Source organism: Acinetobacter sp. YH12021 (assembly GCF_013420145.1).
In the GTDB taxonomy this organism is placed as follows: domain Bacteria; phylum Pseudomonadota; class Gammaproteobacteria; order Pseudomonadales; family Moraxellaceae; genus Acinetobacter; species Acinetobacter towneri.
On the sequence record NZ_VOYT01000018.1, the window covers coordinates 26901 to 44665 of the forward strand.

At 42.0% G+C, this 17765-nt stretch carries 13 protein-coding genes and 1 pseudogene; 6 read left to right on the forward strand and 8 right to left on the reverse strand.

Annotated elements, in window-relative coordinates; translation table 11 throughout:
• The first annotated feature begins 354 nt into the window (after window positions 1–354).
• A complete protein-coding gene (locus FTT91_RS11900; protein ID WP_004970350.1) occupies window positions 355–1302 on the forward strand; it encodes a GGDEF domain-containing protein in 948 nt (315 codons plus the stop codon).
• Between the two features lie 258 nt (window positions 1303–1560).
• Window positions 1561–2859 (forward strand): solute carrier family 23 protein, encoded by a 1299-nt coding sequence (locus tag FTT91_RS11905; protein ID WP_180169514.1) that lies wholly within the window; start codon window positions 1561–1563, stop codon window positions 2857–2859.
• A 279-nt stretch (window positions 2860–3138) separates the two neighbouring features.
• Here FTT91_RS11905 and FTT91_RS11910 read toward each other — a convergent pair whose 3' ends face one another.
• From FTT91_RS11910 to ilvD (FTT91_RS11930), 5 genes are all read right to left on the reverse strand, one after another.
• Entirely contained in the window at window positions 3139–3318 is a 180-nt protein-coding gene (locus FTT91_RS11910) for a hypothetical protein (RefSeq protein WP_004970356.1), read from the reverse strand.
• A gap of 316 nt (window positions 3319–3634) precedes the next feature.
• On the reverse strand, window positions 3635–3922 hold the full coding sequence (locus FTT91_RS11915; RefSeq protein WP_180169515.1) for a chorismate mutase: 288 nt from the start codon (window positions 3920–3922) through the stop codon (window positions 3635–3637).
• On the reverse strand, window positions 3912–5231 hold the full coding sequence (locus FTT91_RS11920) for a hypothetical protein (RefSeq protein ID WP_180169516.1): 1320 nt from the start codon (window positions 5229–5231) through the stop codon (window positions 3912–3914). The genes FTT91_RS11915 and FTT91_RS11920 overlap by 11 nt, the downstream gene beginning before the upstream one ends.
• A gap of 118 nt (window positions 5232–5349) precedes the next feature.
• Entirely contained in the window at window positions 5350–7035 is a 1686-nt protein-coding gene (gene ilvD, locus FTT91_RS11925; protein WP_180169517.1) for a dihydroxy-acid dehydratase, read from the reverse strand.
• A 218-nt stretch (window positions 7036–7253) separates the two neighbouring features.
• On the reverse strand, window positions 7254–9083 hold the full coding sequence (gene ilvD / locus FTT91_RS11930) for a dihydroxy-acid dehydratase (protein WP_180169518.1): 1830 nt from the start codon (window positions 9081–9083) through the stop codon (window positions 7254–7256).
• Window positions 9084–9453: 370 nt separating this feature from the next.
• On the opposite strand from ilvD (FTT91_RS11930), the gene fmt reads away from it, so the two are divergent.
• Together fmt and rsmB are read left to right on the forward strand one after the other, a co-directional pair.
• Entirely contained in the window at window positions 9454–10416 is a 963-nt protein-coding gene (gene fmt, locus FTT91_RS11935) for a methionyl-tRNA formyltransferase (protein WP_104852801.1), read from the forward strand.
• Window positions 10413–11720 (forward strand): 16S rRNA (cytosine(967)-C(5))-methyltransferase RsmB, encoded by a 1308-nt coding sequence (gene rsmB / locus FTT91_RS11940; RefSeq protein ID WP_180169519.1) that lies wholly within the window; start codon window positions 10413–10415, stop codon window positions 11718–11720. Before fmt ends, rsmB begins: the two co-directional genes overlap by 4 nt.
• A 303-nt stretch (window positions 11721–12023) precedes the next feature.
• Here the strand turns inward: rsmB and FTT91_RS11945 are convergent, their stop codons facing one another.
• From FTT91_RS11945 to FTT91_RS11955, 3 genes are all read right to left on the reverse strand, one after another.
• On the reverse strand, window positions 12024–12134 hold the full coding sequence (locus tag FTT91_RS11945; RefSeq protein WP_004970370.1) for a methionine/alanine import family NSS transporter small subunit: 111 nt from the start codon (window positions 12132–12134) through the stop codon (window positions 12024–12026).
• A gap of 1 nt (window position 12135) precedes the next feature.
• Window positions 12136–13620, reverse strand: a complete 1485-nt coding sequence (locus FTT91_RS11950; protein ID WP_104852799.1) for a sodium-dependent transporter — start codon at window positions 13618–13620, stop codon at window positions 12136–12138.
• Window positions 13621–14185: 565 nt separating this feature from the next.
• The gene (locus tag FTT91_RS11955) at window positions 14186–15628 is read right to left on the reverse strand and encodes an aldehyde dehydrogenase family protein (protein ID WP_131262040.1); all 1443 of its coding nucleotides are present in this window, start codon (window positions 15626–15628) and stop codon (window positions 14186–14188) included.
• 172 nt (window positions 15629–15800) lie between these two features.
• Between FTT91_RS11955 and FTT91_RS11960 the strand changes: the two genes are divergently transcribed.
• Window positions 15801–16484: a TIGR04219 family outer membrane beta-barrel protein gene (locus FTT91_RS11960; protein ID WP_180169520.1), complete on the forward strand. Its 684-nt coding sequence runs from the start codon at window positions 15801–15803 to the stop codon at window positions 16482–16484.
• Window positions 16485–16648: 164 nt separating this feature from the next.
• A pseudogene (locus FTT91_RS11965) lies at window positions 16649–17611 on the forward strand (IS30 family transposase).
• Window positions 17612–17765 lie beyond the last annotated feature (154 nt).

A 17765-nucleotide genomic window follows, 5' to 3' on the forward strand; every position in this document is an offset into this window, starting at 1 on the left:
TATTAGGCTAAGTAGAAAAAATCATAAAAAAACATGATAACTGGCATTTTTTATGATTTCTGTCTCAACTTATTTGAATTATGCTTAGATTAGACAATAAATAAGAGTTTGGACTTGCCTATGCCAGAAAGCTCTACAATGACGACTTTATTAAAGCTAAAAATTTTTTATTTTTTCAAGGGTATAAAAATCTCCTCAGTTTAAATAACATCCAAAAATCACGTGTCGTCAGTGGCTTGGTTTTTTTCTTTCATTTACTCTTTTTAGTGGTACTTTGGCTCAGTCAAAGCCAACCCCTGTTTACCCCATACATGCTGCCATGGGTATTGGGTTGTTTAATATTGTATTTGCTGATTGCCTTGGTCTTTATATGTCATCAGCTATCGTATTCCTGAAAATCAGACCACACTCTATTATTTTCCAATTCTGTGTTTAGGCTTTTATAGCAGCTCACTCATGAGTATTGGCTATTTTCTGGGTCAAATGACGGTACTCACAGGCGTATTTACCATTGGCTCCATTTTTACAGGCTTATTGTTGTTTAAACGCAGCATTATCTTTTGGGGCACCATTCCCTGCTTGGTGGTATTTTACGGTGGTTCTTTGCTGACCTTGCGCAATATTATCCCCTATGCGCCCGTTTTTCAGCCCTATACGTTTACCAGTGCGGAATTCCAAAATTTCATGCTCATCAATAACTTGATTGGCAGCACCATCATTGGTGTTCTGTTGGCCATTTTATTTAATACTTTTTTGGGACGCTGGATGATTCGTGAAGAACATCAGCAACAACTAATTCTGCTTGATCCACTCACCCAAACTCTCAACCGACGCGGTTTAAGCATAAAATTCAACCAACTGGTGAATCAAAAACAATTGGCGGGGCAAAACAAAGAACACATCTGCCTTGCCCTGCTCGATTTAGACTGGTTTAAGCAAGTAAATGATCGCTATGGACACGATGGAGGGGATCAGGTACTCAAGCAAATTCCAAAAATTTTGCAAAAAAATCTACGCAGTGAAGATATTATCGGACGTTTTGGTGGCGAAGAATTTATGATTATTTTCTCCAATACCTCACCGCAAATTGCCCAAAATGTACTGGAACGCTGCAGAATTGCCATTGAACAACATCGTATTGCCTATGCAGAACATGAGATTCAAATTACCGCAAGTTTTGGTTTAAGTGCCTTATATATTTATCATGCAGATCAACATGAATTAATTCAGCGTACTGATGCTGCGCTGTATAAAGCCAAGCAAAGTGGACGTAATAATGTGCAGCAAGATATTGAATCATGAATATTAATTTTGTATAAAATACAAACAAAAATCGCAGGTCATACAATTTTTTTTAAACTGCGACTATCACTAAGTGACTGCAATACATTCTTTAAATTTATAAATAAAATTACTTATTTATATTAAATGTAAATTTTATCAAATAGTAAAATTTAATCCTAAAAATAAACAGCTGATCTGTTTTCTGGCAAAATTTTTAAAAAATTTAGGCAATACAAGAGTATGATGTGCTCAATTTAGCTTTTGAGTGCTTACTTTATGTCCAATTGGTTTCCCAAATGGCGCCCTTATGAAGGCAGCATTGATGCACGTCCTGTAGGTACCAATGAGTATCTACCGCCTGCACAAACCGTTGTATTGGGGATACAACACGCGTTTGCCATGTTTGGTGCTACTGTACTTGCACCTTTCTTAATGGGCTTTGATCCGAACCTTGCCATTTTAATGTCAGGGATTTGTACCATCCTGTTCTTTTTCATGACAGGTGGGCGCGTTCCAAGTTATTTAGGCTCAAGCTTTGCCTTTATTGGGGTGGTGATTGCTGCAACAGGCTATGCAGGCGCAGCAGGCGGTTTAAATGCCAATATTGGGGTCGCGGCAGGCGGGATTATTGCCTGCGGTATTTTATATGCCCTGATTGGCTTTTTGGTGATGGCTACTGGCACCCGCTGGATTGAAAAATTAATGCCACCTGTGGTGACAGGTGCGGTGGTGATGATCATTGGTTTAAACCTTGCTCCTGTCACGGTCAAAGCGGTTGCAGGCAATCCATTTAATATGTGGATGGCCTTGGTGACTGTGCTATGTATGGGCATGATTGCCGTATTTACCAAAGGTTTACTGCAACGCCTCTTGCTCCTGATTGGCTTGCTCATATCGTATCTGATCTATTTTGTAGTCACCAATGTCATGGGTTGGGGGACGCCAATTAACTTCGCACCGATTCAGCAAGCCGCTTGGTTTGGCGTACCAGACTTTCATGCGCCTGTATTTGATGTGAATGCCATGCTGATTATTGCCCCAATTGCCTTCATTTTGGTGGCAGAGAACTTGGGACACATTAAAGCAGTAGGTGCCATGACTGGTGAAAACCTCGATCCACACATTGGTAAAGCCTTTGTAGCCGATGGTGTTGCCACAACCCTTGCAGGTGGTGTCGGTGCACCGGGTATGACTACCTATGGTGAAAACATTGGGGTGATGGCTGTTACCCGCGTGTATTGCACGATTATTTTTGTGGTGGCGGGGGTCTTTGCTATTTTCCTTGGCTTATCACCAAAATTTGGGGCAATCATCCATACCATTCCTACCGCCATTTTAACGGGCGCTTCGATTGTGGTATTTGGTTTGATTACCATTGCTGGCGCGAAAATCTGGATTGAAAACAAAGTCGATTTTTCTAAAAACAAAAACTTGATGGTGGCTGCCGTGACCATTATTTTAGGAACGGGTGACTTTGCGTTGCAATTGGGCAGCTTTAACTTGGGCGGGATTGGGACAGCAACTTTTGCAGCCTTGTTCCTGAACTGGTTCTTTAGTTTGCGTGATCCCTCTTAATCAGAACTTGCGGTCATTTGCTTGAACCTAAGCAAATGCCGAAACAATGCAAAAAGACCGAACAACAGTGATTGTTCGGTCTTTTTTTACCTCAAACGGTCTGTCTAGAATGAACCGTTTTTAAGAGATAATGCTTTTACTTGGCTTATTTCTGTTTTTTAAGCTCTTGCTTAAGTTGCTTCAATTTGCCTTTATGTTTTGAAATCTTTTTCAAACGTGCTTTGATTTGTTGCTTCAAAGATTTAACTTGCTTAGCCATGGTATTACTCCTTAGTAAGGCTATTCGTTGCCATTGTGTTGTTTCACAAAACTACGAATAAATTTTCTTAATTCACGAGCAGCACTAGTATCAAGTTCTTCACATAAACGAATAAATTCATCACGTTCAGTACTATTAATACGAATTAAAAGTTGTCCATCTTTCTTGCCTGTCTTTATTTTTTTGATTTGCTCGTTCATTGCTGATCTCTCCAAAATAAAGACTGCTTTGCAAAAGATGTATATACAATATATATACTTTTCAAAATAATGCAAACTTACAATGTTAAAAAATGTAATAAAATCATAATCTTTTTTTTACCATAGCTTTCAAAAGCAACAGCAAAGCCAAGACAGGCAAGGCTTTGCGCTAAAAGCTGTCTATAGAAAAAATAAACATATTATTTTTAAAAATACTGTTTCGAGGCTAAAAATAAATACAGACACCGCAATTTTGCAGCGTAAAGGAAAGGATTGGCTGAGTTTGAAGTATCATGCCAAACTCATTAAAAACTTTTTAAGGGCGGAATTCTTTCAGTTCACGTTGAATAAAGTGCTGAATCATATCGTGGTACAAACGCTCAATCATATCAGGATCAACATCATGTTGCAGCGCAAGAGTACGCACTTTTTCAATGACTTCTTTCACTCGCTGTGGTGATTGCACATCTTCCACCGTCTGTTTATGGCGCATGGCTTGATCGACATAAAACTGACGTGATGCAATCAGTTCAATTAAAGCCACATCTATCTGATCAATCTTGTCACGTGCTTGTTGTAATGAGTTTACTTTTTCATTGTTCATGGGCTGGGGCTACACTTTCAGTTTCGTTTTCAATTTCACTCTTATACTTTTCTTCTAACACATTACTGAAAATACTTTCAATCATCCACACCCGATATAAGCTGTTAAATACATAACTTTGCCCATCAATGCGCAATTCCAGCACAGGAAAATCGGGCTGAGATTTCATCTCGCACAACATGTCATTTTCTTTGAGTAATTCGGCAACATCGGCTGTACTCAGTTGTTCTAGCTCTAATTCACGCTGCATCCGATCAAAATGCGCTTTAAAGGATAAATCCTGCCCCCTCGTCCATACCGCCTGCAAAATGCGATATATGGCATCGACACGCTGTTCTTCAGGCACACTGTAATACAGTTGTGCCATTTGATAAGTCGCCTGCTCGGTGGGTCGGCAAAACGGCGTAAACGCAACATCGGTACGTTTAGATAATCGCGTCGCCAAACTCCAGTCAAAGCAGTCACGCCCATGATAGGACAAAGGATACACATTCAAATGGATATTGTAATAGGCAGCTAATTCTTCTTTGATATACGCCAATAACAACCAAGAAATCGGGTCTTCCAGTGCAATATACAAATCCAGTTCAGGGTCGAGTGCCTGAATTTCATTGAGTTCTTCGGCATCACTAATTAAATGTTCTCGCCATTCAATGTGATTGATCAAGAAAATAGGATTATCGGTGAGTAATTTTTGTTGTTTTAAACGGCGTGTCAAACGCAATAAATCATCGACCGCATGATATTTACGTCCACCAAACTCAAAATAACTGGCCAATACAGGTGCATCATCAAAAACCCGTTCAGGAAAATCCTGAATTTGATGATGACGGCTGGACATGGCATATAAAGTGCGTAATTTACCCGACTGCTTTTGCCACAGCATGTGAAACACATCTTCGAGTAAATACAAGAAATCCTGACCACGTAACGGCGTATGCCGCAAAATAGCTTCTGCCTGCATTAAGGCCTCTGCAGTCGGTGGTTCAGGGCTATCGTGAAAACTAAAACGGTGTTGTTTGGCAAGAATTTGTGCATCTTGAATACAATAATTTTGCCATTCTGCAGCCGACATTTGATTCGGTGCATCGCCACTTTGCCGCGAAATCACCACGGTTAAAGGTTTTAATTCATCGGCCAGAATATCTTCTAATTGCGGCAACTGCTGTACCGCCAAATAGCTATATACATCATCTAGACGTAAATACACACTCAGTCCGTGTTCCGTGGGCAACACCGCTTGCCGAGATGGTTTTTGATAAAACCAACTCGATCTGATCGGATCGAACCAACGGCGTAACAGTGACATGAGATCAGCCTCTAAAAAGAAAATCCTTGTGGTTTGGGGACAAGCCACATGCAAATCATGTGCGCTCGTCCTTCAATAGTACACAAGGATTTATATCAATTCATATAAAAATGATCAATTAGACCTCTAAATTCAGATCAGTCACTGCACCTTTTTCTGCGCCCGATGCCAATTTAGCAAATTTCGCCAATGCACCATGGGTATAGTTTGGCTTTGGTTTGACCCATGCCGCTTTACGTGCTGCCATTTCCTCTTCCGACACATGCCAAGTCATTTCACGGGTTTCGGCATTAATCGAAATTTTATCGCCATTTTTCACCAGACCAATTGGCCCGCCTTCATACGCTTCTGGGGTCACATGCCCAATCACAAAACCGTGACTGCCACCCGAAAAACGTCCATCGGTAATTAACGCGACTGAATTACCCAAACCTTTGCCAATAATTGCAGAAGTTGGTTTCAGCATTTCTGGCATACCCGGGCCACCTTTAGGGCCTTCACCACGAATCACCACCACTTCACCTTCTTGCACTTCACCATCTAAAATGCCGCGCATCGCGCCAATTTCACCTTCAAAAACGCGTGCAGGGCCTTCAAAATACAAGCCTTCTTTGCCTGTAATTTTTGCCACTGCGCCCGTAGGTGATAAGTTGCCTTTTAAAACCACCAAGTGCGAATCTTTTTTGATTGGTGCATCAAACGGTAAAATAATTTGCTGACCTTCAGGATAACCGGCAACATCGGCCAAGTTTTCTGCCAAAGTTTTACCTGTAACCGTTAAGCAAGAACCATCAAGCATGCCTGCATCTAGCATGCGTTTCATCAACGGTTGAATGCCGCCAATGGCAATCAGCTCCGACATTAAATACTTGCCCGATGGACGTACATCGGCCACCACTGGGGTTTCCTGACCAATACGCACGAAATCATCCAGTGTGAGTTCAACCCCTGCAGAATGTGCCATGGCAATCAAATGCAACACACCATTGGTCGATCCACCCAAAGCAATCAATACTTTAATGGCATTTTCAAAGGCAGATTTGGTCATAATGTCACGTGGTTTAATATCCAGACGTAACAGATTCATGACCGCTTCGCCTGCGCGTTGGCAGTCATCCATTTTATCTTGAGAAACAGCTTCTTGTGCTGAAGACCCCGGCAAACTCATGCCCAATGCTTCAATGGCCGATGCCATAGAGTTGGCGGTGTACATGCCACCACAAGAGCCTGCACCTGGCAAAGCCACTTCTTCAATTTGTTTGACCTGAATTTCGTTAATTTCACCTTTGGCATGCTGACCCACGGCTTCAAACACCGAAATAATATCGGTATGTCCTGCACCCGGTTTAATAGTGCCGCCATAAACAAACAAGCCCGGACGGTTTAAACGTGCCAGTCCCATAATGCAGCCCGGCATGTTTTTATCGCAGCCACCAATTGCAATCACACCATCATAGGCCTGACAGCCCACCACAGCTTCAATTGAGTCGGCAATAATTTCACGTGAAACCAATGAATATTTCATGCCTTCGGTGCCGTTTGAAATACCATCTGAAATGGTGATGGTATTGAAAATAATGCCTTTACCACCCGCCTGATTCACGCCTGTTTCTGCTTCGCGCGCTAAGCCATCAATATGCATATTACATGGTGTGACATTGGCCCAAGTCGATGCAATTCCAATAAATGGACGAGTAAAATCTTCATCCTTAAAACCCACCGCACGCATCATGGAACGTGCAGGTGCATTTTCAATGCCTTCATAGACTTCGGCTGAATGTTCGCGGATATTCTGTTTACTCATGGCTGATTCCTTAGCAAGATGGGTGAAATGACGTATTCATCATGACAATTTATTTTATTTTTCATTGTATCGAAAGCAGGCAGGATGTAAACGAAAATGCCTGTCTAATTTCATCGCTCAAATTTGCTGCGATACTGACATCGCTCATTGCAGACACATAAAAAAGCACCCCAATTTTGGAGTGCTTTTTTGTAGCAGCTTAAATTGCCAAGTACTGCTTAGATTTCACGTACCGCACCTTTTGCCGCACTGGTGGTATGCATGGCATAAGCTTTCAACGCTTTAGAAATTTTACGTGGACGTTCTTCTGCAGGATGCCAGCCTTTAGCTTCTTGCGCTTCACGACGTGCCGCCATAGTTGCGTCATCTATCGCCAAGTGAATGCTGCGGTTTGGAATATCAATTTCGATACGGTCACCATCTTCAACCAGACCAATCGCACCACCTTCAGCCGCTTCTGGAGAAACGTGACCAATTGAAAGACCTGAAGAACCGCCCGAGAAACGACCATCGGTCAGTAAGGCACATTCTTTGCCTAAACCTTTCGATTTCAAATAGCTGGTTGGATAGAGCATTTCTTGCATACCTGGGCCACCACGTGGGCCTTCGTAGCGAATCACCACCACATCACCCGCTGTAATTTTACCGCCCAAAATCGCGTCTACAGCAGCATCCTGACTTTCAAAAACACGTGCTGTGCCGTTGAATTTCAAAATAGAATCATCCACCCCTGCAGTTTTTACAATACAGCCATCTAAAGCAATATTGCCGTAAAGTACCGCCAAACCACCATCTTTAGAGAAAGCGTGTTCTGCATTACGAATCACACCATTGTCACGGTCACCATCTAAACGTGAATAGTAACGGTCTTGTGAGAATGCTGTTTGGGTGAGTACGCCGCCCGGTGCAGAACGGAAGAACTGGTAAACGTCTTCATTTTCGGTACGGATGATGTCCCATTTATCCAAAGCATCTTTTAAAGTCGCTTCGTGAACTGTGCCTACTGAAGTGTCCAATAAACCTGCGCGATCCAGCTCGCCTAAAATAGACATAATGCCACCCGCACGGTGTACATCTTCCATGTGAACATCTTGTTTTGCAGGCGCTACTTTACATAGTACAGGCACTTTACGTGATAAACGGTCAATATCATCCATGGTGAAATCCACACCTGCCTCATTGGCAGCCGCCAACAAGTGCAGTACGGTGTTGGTTGAACCGCCCATGGCAATGTCCAACGTCATAGCATTTTCATAAGATGCTTTGGTTGCAATTGAACGTGGCAATACGCTGTAATCGTCTTGTTCATAATGGCGTTTGGCCAATTCCACAATCAACTGACCTGCTTTATCAAACAGTTTTTTACGGTTGGCGTGAGTTGCTACAATTGAACCGTTGCCCGGTAAAGATAAACCTAGAGCTTCTGTTAAGCAGTTCATTGAGTTTGCAGTGAACATCCCTGAGCATGAACCACAAGTTGGACATGCAGAACGCTCATATTCAGCAACTTCTTCATCCGTATAGTTGTCATCTGCCGCCACAATCATCGCGTCAATCAAGTCAATCGCGTGTTCATTGCCACGAATTTTGACTTTACCTGCTTCCATTGGGCCGCCAGACACAAACACCACTGGAATGTTTAGGCGCATGGCAGCCATCAGCATCCCTGGTGTGATTTTGTCACAGTTGGATATACACACCATTGCATCGGCGCAGTGTGCGCTGACCATGTATTCTACCGAGTCGGCAATCAAGTCACGCGATGGCAATGAATACAACATGCCGTCATGACCCATGGCAATCCCGTCATCTACAGCAATGGTGTTAAATTCTTTGGCAACACCACCTGCCGCCTGAATTTGCTCTGCCACCATTTGACCGAGGTCTTTTAAATGCACATGGCCAGGTACAAATTGGGTAAATGAGTTGACCACCGCAATAATCGGCTTACCGAAATCTTCGTCTTTCATACCCGTTGCACGCCATAAGCCGCGTGCACCCGCCATATTTCTTCCGTGTGTCGATGTTTTTGAACGATAGTCAGGCATTATAAAGTTCCAACTTGGTTGTGCTGAAATGAATCTGAAATTCATTCTGGCGAAATAATACTGTTTGCAAGATCTGTATCACTGCAAAATAGTTTAAGAGTCTTTCTATTTTACTACAGCTTGAGGTAGTAAGGCTGCTGCTTTACCAACTTTATGATGGATAAAAAGTGACGAGAACCCACAGCACCTTGTTGATCATACTGAATGCAATACAAAACTTTCATGAATAATTTTTAAATTTTGCATTACTAATTTTTATCATAATAATTTATAGCACAGCGACAAGGTGGATTTGTTACAACCCGTTCCGACCTTTGAGCCGCAATTTGTTATAATTGCCGCATCATCTAAAACTATGGGTTGATTTCCATTGAAAATCGTTTTTGCAGGTACGCCTGAATTTGCTGCAAGCGCTTTGGCAGCACTCCTGAACACCGAACATGAGATTGTCGCGGTTTACACCCAGCCTGACCGTAAAGCAGGACGCGGACAAAAACTCACAGCATCTGCGGTGAAGCAATTGGCACTACAACACGATCTTCCTGTCTATCAACCTTTGCATTTTAAATCATCTACTGAAGAAGGTCTGGCGGCCCAACAAGAATTGGCTGCATTGAATGCCGATGTGATGGTGGTTGCGGCCTATGGTTTAATCTTGCCGCAAGTGGTTTTAGATACTCCTAAATATGGCTGCTTGAATATTCACGGTTCGTTATTGCCACGTTGGCGTGGTGCAGCGCCGATTCAGCGCGCGATTGCCACAGGTGATACCGAAACAGGCATCACCATTATGAAAATGGCTGCAGGCTTAGATACGGGCGATATGATGTATAAAACCCTATGCCCAATTACTGCCACAGACACCTCTGCCACTTTACATGACAAACTGGCGCAGCAAGGTGCCAAAGCAATTGTTGAAGTACTGGCTTCAGAACAAAAATTGCAAGACTATTTAGCCGCGCGTGAAGTGCAAGATGAAGCCTTGACGGTCTATGCACACAAATTGACCAAAGCCGAAGCACAAATTGACTGGTCACAAACTGCAGCCGAAATTGACCGTAATATCCGTGCCTTTAACCCGTGGCCGGTGGCGTTTATCCCTTTAGATGAAACACAAAACTTGCGCGTTTGGGGTTCAGCATTATCGGATGAATCTGCACAAGGCAAAGCTGCAGGCACAATTTTAAAACTGGACAAACAAGGCGTACACGTCGCTTGTGGCGATCAACAAGCGGTATGCTTAAGCTCGTTGCAATGGTCAGGCGCTAAACCGCTGAATCCTGTGCAAATCATTCAAACTCAAAAACTTCAAACAGGACAAGTTCTCGCATGAGCCATTCTGAATCAGGCAACTCACATTTGAACTTGCGTGCCCAAGTCATCCGTACGCTATTGGCTGTACAACAAGGGCAATCATTGGCGAGCGTTTTACCTGCACATTTAAGTAAAGTCGCAGAACGTGACCGCGCCTTGTTTCATGAACTGGTTTTGGGCACTTTGCGTCAATGGTATGCCCTAAAAAGCATTACTTTGCCGCTGTTGGTGAAACCACTCAACAATGAAACTGTTGAAACCTGTTTATATGTCGGCTTATATCAAGTGCTTTGTACTCGTGTAGCCAGTCATGCCGCAATTTCTGAAACCGTAACTGCAGCCAAACAATTGGGCTATCAAGCACTCAGCGGTGTGGTGAATGCAATTCTGCGTCGTGTTTCACGTGAAACATCGGAATTTCAAAAGGCTTTGGCGCAGGCACATGGTTTGCCAAGTTGGTTGTATAAACGTCTGAAAAAAGATTGGCCTGAACAACAAGAACAACTGACGCAAACTTTAAAGCAAACCGCGCCTCTGACTTTAAGAGTCAATACACGCCAAATCAGCCGCGATGACTATTTAGAAATTTTGCAGGAACAAGAGATTGCTGCAGAAGCTTGCACCGTGTCTGAAGTCGGTATTGTGATGCTGCAAAATGTGCACATTCCAGACTTGCCTGGTTTTGATGAAGGCGTATTTTCCGTACAGGACGAACATGCCCAACTGTGTGCAACGCTCTTGCCAAATTTAGATGGCAAAGTGGTAGTCGATGCCTGCGCAGCACCCGGTGGTAAAACAGCGCATCTGCTTGAAAAATTTCAGCCTAAAAAATTGATTGCCATAGATCAGGATACCAAACGTCTGTTACGTGTCAGCGAAAATCTAGAACGTCTGCAACTGAATCAAGAAGCGCAAGTTGAAATTTTGGCTGCCGATGCAACCACATGGAATGCCAGTGAAGCAGTGGACTGTATTGTATTGGATGCACCGTGTTCTGCAATTGGAGTCTTGCGTCGCCATCCAGATATTCGTTTGCTGCGTCAATCTAGCGATATTCAGCAAACGGTGGCATTACAGCAACAGATTTTGCAGCAGATGTGGCAGCAACTCAAAGTTGGTGGCACCTTGCTTTACATTACCTGCTCGGTTTTAAAAGCCGAAAATGAACAGCAAATGCAGCAATTCTTTGCCGAACATCAAAATGCCAAAGAAGTCAAAATTGATGCAGATTGGGGCATTCCACAACTGTATGGACGCCAATTATTGCCGCAACAAGGACGCGGGGATGGTTTTTATTATTGTCGTATTGAAAAAACCACCTAAGCTGTTTCTGTTTTAACGATTCTTCTCATTTAATAGCCTTTCCAAAAAAATAACCCTTGAATCAATCAAGGGTTAATTTAGGGTCTGTTGACACTTCGTCTATGTTTGCGACGACGCATATTTTTTAGCTGATATAAGGCATGGGACAGGAAATTTAGTCATTCTAAATGACTGGCACATAACGCAATAGCAGCAAAAAATATGCTTGTCCTTCGCTGCGCCTTGCGCTGCAAACAAAGCAGTGCTTGTTTTTGCTCAGGCTGTGCAATGCTTTACAGCATCGCACCCGTTTCAGCAAAATGCTTAGTCTTCGAGTTCATCTGGGTTTTTGATCAGGTGAATCATCGCCAAAACTAAACCACCCCAAAGTACCACTGTTGAAATAATCAACATCACCAATGCAGATGTATTCATCTTATTTCTCCGCTGCGTCGTGATCTTTTAAGCGGCTAAGCAATACCGCGCCAATAATAAAGAGCACTACGGTACCACCACCCACGGTGAGTAAAATATGTAATGGATAACCACCATAGCCTTCTGCAAAAATAGATTTCAGGGTTAAGCCTAAAGCCACGAGCAATGAAAGCGGAGTCACGATGGTTAATAGGAAATTCCAGCCCCAACCCAATTTAATGCTTGAGTATTGGTTAACGTGTTGCTGCAATTCTTTGAGCAATGGACGACGGAACCAAGTCACCAAAATGATCGACAATAAACCACCACCAACAATACCAATGTTGTTGGCAAAGTAGTCAATGATGTCGACAAAAGTGATCGCGCTGTGGGTAGAGAATAAAATGGTTGAAACAATAGCTGAACCACCCGCAATGATGGTTACTGCACGCTTACGCGACCAACCCAGTTTGTCTTGGAACGCAGCAATGGGCACTTGCAGAATACTCACCATTGAGGTCACCCCTGCAACCGTCAATGAAGCGAAGAATAAGAAACCAAATAAATCGCCACCTGCACCCAAGCTTGAAATGATTTTCGGGAATGCAATAAAGGCTAAACCAATACCACCAGAAACCACTTCATCTACCGATGAACCTGCGCTGTACGCCATGAAACCAAGCGCAGCAAAAATACCAATACCCGCTAAAATTTCAAAAGATGAGTTTGCAAGTGCAACCACCAAGCCTGAACCAGTCAAGTTGGTTTTACGTTTTAGGTAAGATGAGTAGGTCAACATAATCCCGAAACCCACTGAAAGTGAGAAGAAGATATGACCAAAGGCAGCTAACCATACTTTATAGTTCGCCATCGCTTCCCAGTTAGGCGTAAAGAAAGCATTTAAGCCATCGACTGCACCCGGTAAACGTAAAGCTTGAACCACGAGAATAGAGAACAAAATCAGCAAAAGTGGTATAAAGATTTTATTTGACAGCTCAACCCCTTTTTTCACCCCGCCGTATAAAATGAACATCACCACCGTCCATACGATGACTAGACCAATAAATAAGGTTGGTACAAAACCAAAGGCTAAGCCTTCACCATTTTGTAAGTAGCTTGTGAAAAAGAATTTTTCAGTGTCTGTTCCCCATTGCTGACCAATGGAATAGAACATATAACTGCCTGCCCAAGACAATACGCTGGCATAGTAAATACCAATCAGCAAAGTCACCATCACCTGCCACCAGCCCAATGCTTCACTGTTCATGAGCTTTTTATAAGCGGTTGGTGGTGCTTTACGGTATTTATGCCCAACTGCATAGTCCAAAAACAGCAATGGCAAACCTGCGGCAAAGATCGCAATTAAATAAGGGATTAAAAATGCGCCGCCGCCATTTTCATAGGCAACATAAGGGAAACGCCAAATATTGCCCAACCCGACCGCAGAACCAATGGCTGCAATAATAAAGCCTGATCGCGCGGACCAACTCTCACGAGAATCTGTCATAGAACACCTAAACTTCAGGTTATTTTTTGCTGCTTGTTTTTTAATTCTGACCTTTTATATAAATAACTTGCTTTTTCATTAGCTTAAATTTACTTTATATAACGGTACTTTAGCGCACGCAAAAAATATCCTGCAAAAAATGAAAATCTGGGTGTTTGCTTTAGAGTCACACCTTTTGAGCATCAAATTCTAAAGGTCAAACAGCGAAATATTCGGAAAATCTTGCTTAAAGTCTTTGCCCAATATTGCGCTTTTGTATGGCTTAACAATACTCATTTTTGAACAATTTTTCTGTAAATTCTGCTTAGAAAGATGCTTTTTGTATGCATTTTTTTAATCAAACGTTCAAATTCCACTCCATTTTGACTTGATTTTTTGGTTATAAGTCATATAACTATTTGGAATGTAATGTTGGTGCTATTTGAGTTGTTTTACTTTTCATCTATTATAGCAGCGCTGTAGCTTATTATTCACCAAACCACAGCGCTGTAATCAATCATCTCAAAATTCAGAGTTAACTCATCCTTTCTCTTTATTTATAACGATGCATCATTAGATCAGATACTTAACGCTTAATTACCAATAAACGCTCTTCCTGCATATCCCGAATAGCAGATTGAATCCCTTCTCGCCCTAAACCCGAATCTTTCACGCCACCATAAGGCATATTGTCCACACGGAACGATGGAATATCATTAATAATCACCCCACCAACTTGTAACTGATCCCATGCATACAGCATTTTTTCCAAGCTTTGTGTATAAATACCCGCCTGTAAACCAAAACGACTTTGGTTAATACGTGTAATTCCTTGTTCAAAAGATGAATATTTTTCCAAAATGGCAACAGGGCCGAAAACTTCATCTTTATAAACTTCCAAGTTTGGATCGACCTGTTCCAATAAAGTCGGTTCAAACATCACACCTTTCAGCTCGCCACCTGCCAATATTTTTGCGCCTTTTTTCACCGCTTTATCAATCCACTTTTTCAAGCGCTGCGCTTCAGCTTCCTTAATCATTGGCCCGACCAAAGTGCTGTCTAAATCAGGATCTGCCGCTTTAATTTTCTTGAGCTGGCTCACAAGTTTCTTTTTCAGTTCGGCATATACGTCAGCATGCACCAAAATACGTTGCACACTAATACACACCTGCCCAGCATGATTATACGCACCACCAATTAAGCGATGAATCAATGCATCATTCAATTCAGTATCGGGTTCAATCATCACTGCTGCATTGCCGCCCAACTCTAGCGTTACTTTTTTGCGTCCTGCGCGGGCTTTCATATCCCAACCCACCACATCTGAACCAGTAAAACTGAGCAGTTTAAAGCGGTCATCTGTCACTAAAACATCTGCTTGCTCACGCTCACAAGGTAATACTGAAAACGCACCTTTAGGTAAATCTGTTTCAGCCAACACTTCTGCAATTTTCAATGCTGAAATAGGCGTGGCGCTGGCAGGTTTTAATACAAAAGGGCAACCTGCAGCAATCGCGGGCGCAATTTTATGTGCAGTTAAATTCAACGGAAAATTAAAAGGACTAATCAAAGACACGGTACCAATGGGTACATGCTTAACCATCCCTTGATAATTCGCAGCAGCAGCCGTCACTGCCAACGGCAAAATACGCCCTTCATCTAGTTGTGACACCGCATCTGCCGCAATTTGGAAGGTATTAATTAAACGCTCGACTTCTGCCATCGCAGCCAAACGTGGTTTTCCACCTTCGGCAATTAAAATTTCGACCAATTCTTCACGCATGTTTTGAAAACGCTGCACACAATGCAACAGAATTTTTTGTTTTTGAAAGGGCTGTAACTTTGCCATTTCGGCTTCTGCTTTTACGGCTGCACGAATGGCTTTTTCAATACTTTTCGCATCGGCAAGTGCGACACGCGCATATAAATTTTGAGAATATTTATGCTGAACGGCTAACCATTGCCCTGTTTCTACGGCTTTATTGGCAAGATAGAGCGGATAATCGACAGGTGGATGGACATTTTGCATACTGAAATCCTCTATTTTTGGCGCGAATTAGGCTATATTTTTACAAGAATTTTGATTCAAGAAAATGTATGATGCGCTAAGTTGGACAATATTTCACATGATTTTTTGTCACGAGAATATCACAACACTAAACCATTCATCCCAAATGATGATGAAAAATACTAGGGTTTATATGCTTACATTACAACGTTTTGCTTTAGCATACAGTTTAATTGGTTGTTCAGCGGTTCATGCCGATATTATTGGGGTAAAAGCCAGTGTAGATTATTGGAAATATAGCGCAGACTGGAATCAGGCTCAGTTATCACCAAACTTGGATGATGATTTTGCCTTACCCTTCAGTCTAGCAGTAGAGCATCCAGTACCATTTTTACCCAATGCTAAAATTAAACATGCCAATTTGCAGGCCGAAAGCGAGCAAAGCGCTGCTGGTGTAAAAATCAATCAACTAGATTTAGATTACTCAGACTTCATTTTATATTATGAAATTTTAGATAACATTGTTGCCGCAGATGTTGGATTTGGTGCCAAAGTACTTGAAGGCGAATTAAGATCGAATTTGTTTTCGACACAAGACGTCAGTGAAACTTTACCTATGCTGTATGCAGAAGCAGCGGTCAAATTACCATTTACAGGTTTAAGTGCCAAAGCTGAAGCTAACTATGCCAAAAATAGCGACAATGAAGTTCGTGATGCTCAGGCAGAAATTAAATATAACTTTATAGATGCCATTTTAGTCGATGTTGGTTTAAAAGCAGGTTATCGCATTTTAGATATTAAGCTCAATCAAGATTCCAATCAGGAAACTCAATTAGAGTTTAAAGGCCCATATTTAGGCTTAGAAGCACATTTCTAAATATTTGATATTTAAATAAATTTAAAACCCTTAAATTATGTTTAAGGGTTTTTTATTCTTCGCAGATTCAAATCCCAAGTGCAACACATTTGTAGTTAGTTGAAAAAGTTAGGTGTATTCATAGAATCATTAGACTTTTTCAACTCGCAATTGGAAAGCACACAATGAAGAAATACACCCAACTTTCTCAAGATGAAAGATACGAAATTTATGCTACTTTGAAAAGTAAAAGTTCAATCGCTACCCTTGCTCGGGAGTTAGGACGTTCACGATCAACCATCTACCGTGAATTAAAAAGAAATACTGGGCAACGTGGATATAGAGCTCAACAGGCAGCTAAATTTGCAAGTCAAAGACGGTACCGTCCTTCATCATCAATGACAGCATTTGCCTTCGCTTATATTGATTATTAGATTGGTTTGGACTGGTCACCAGAACAAATTTCAGGTGCTTTAACACAATGCGGTTGGCTGGATGTACCTTCACATGAGTGGATTTACCAGTACATTTATCAAGATAAATCAAAAGGCGGTAAACTTTATCTACACTTAAGGCTTCAGAAGAAATATCGAAAACGCGGTTACAAAAACACGGATCGTAGGGGTCAAATCATTGATAAAACAAGTATTCACTGCCGAGACCAGGTCATTGATCAACGACAACGTTTAGGAGATTTCGAAGGTGACACGGTGATTGGTAAACATCATAAAGGTGCTTTATTGACTCTCGTTGATCGAAAGAGCCTGTATGTACATATTGTTCATTTAGGGCCAACGAGAGCATCCTCTCAAACGATTACTCGTGCATTATATCGTTTACAAATGAGCCATGCTTATAGTGTGACATTTGATAATGGCAAAGAATTTTCCGAACACAAAAGAATTACTGATGCTGGCATAGAGACGTATTTTGCTGATCCTTACAAGTCTATTCAGAGAGCTAGAAATGAAAATACGAATGGTTTAATCCGTCAATATCTGCCAAAATCATCATCGTTTGATGACGTGTCAAACGAACAAATAGAGCAGATAGAATTTGCACTCAACCATCGTCCTAGAAAAACACTAGGTTATTATACACCGAGTGAAGTTATGGCTGGTTTTTATACTGTTGCACTTGCCGCTTGAATCCGCCCTTCTTAAAGTTTTCTTTCCTGCATAAAAAAACACCCCCAACGCTAGTTGAGGGTGTTTAGAATAATGAGCTGGCGATGACTTACTCTCACATGGGTAACCCCACACTACCATCAGCGCGAAGAGGTTTCACTTCTGAGTTCGGGAA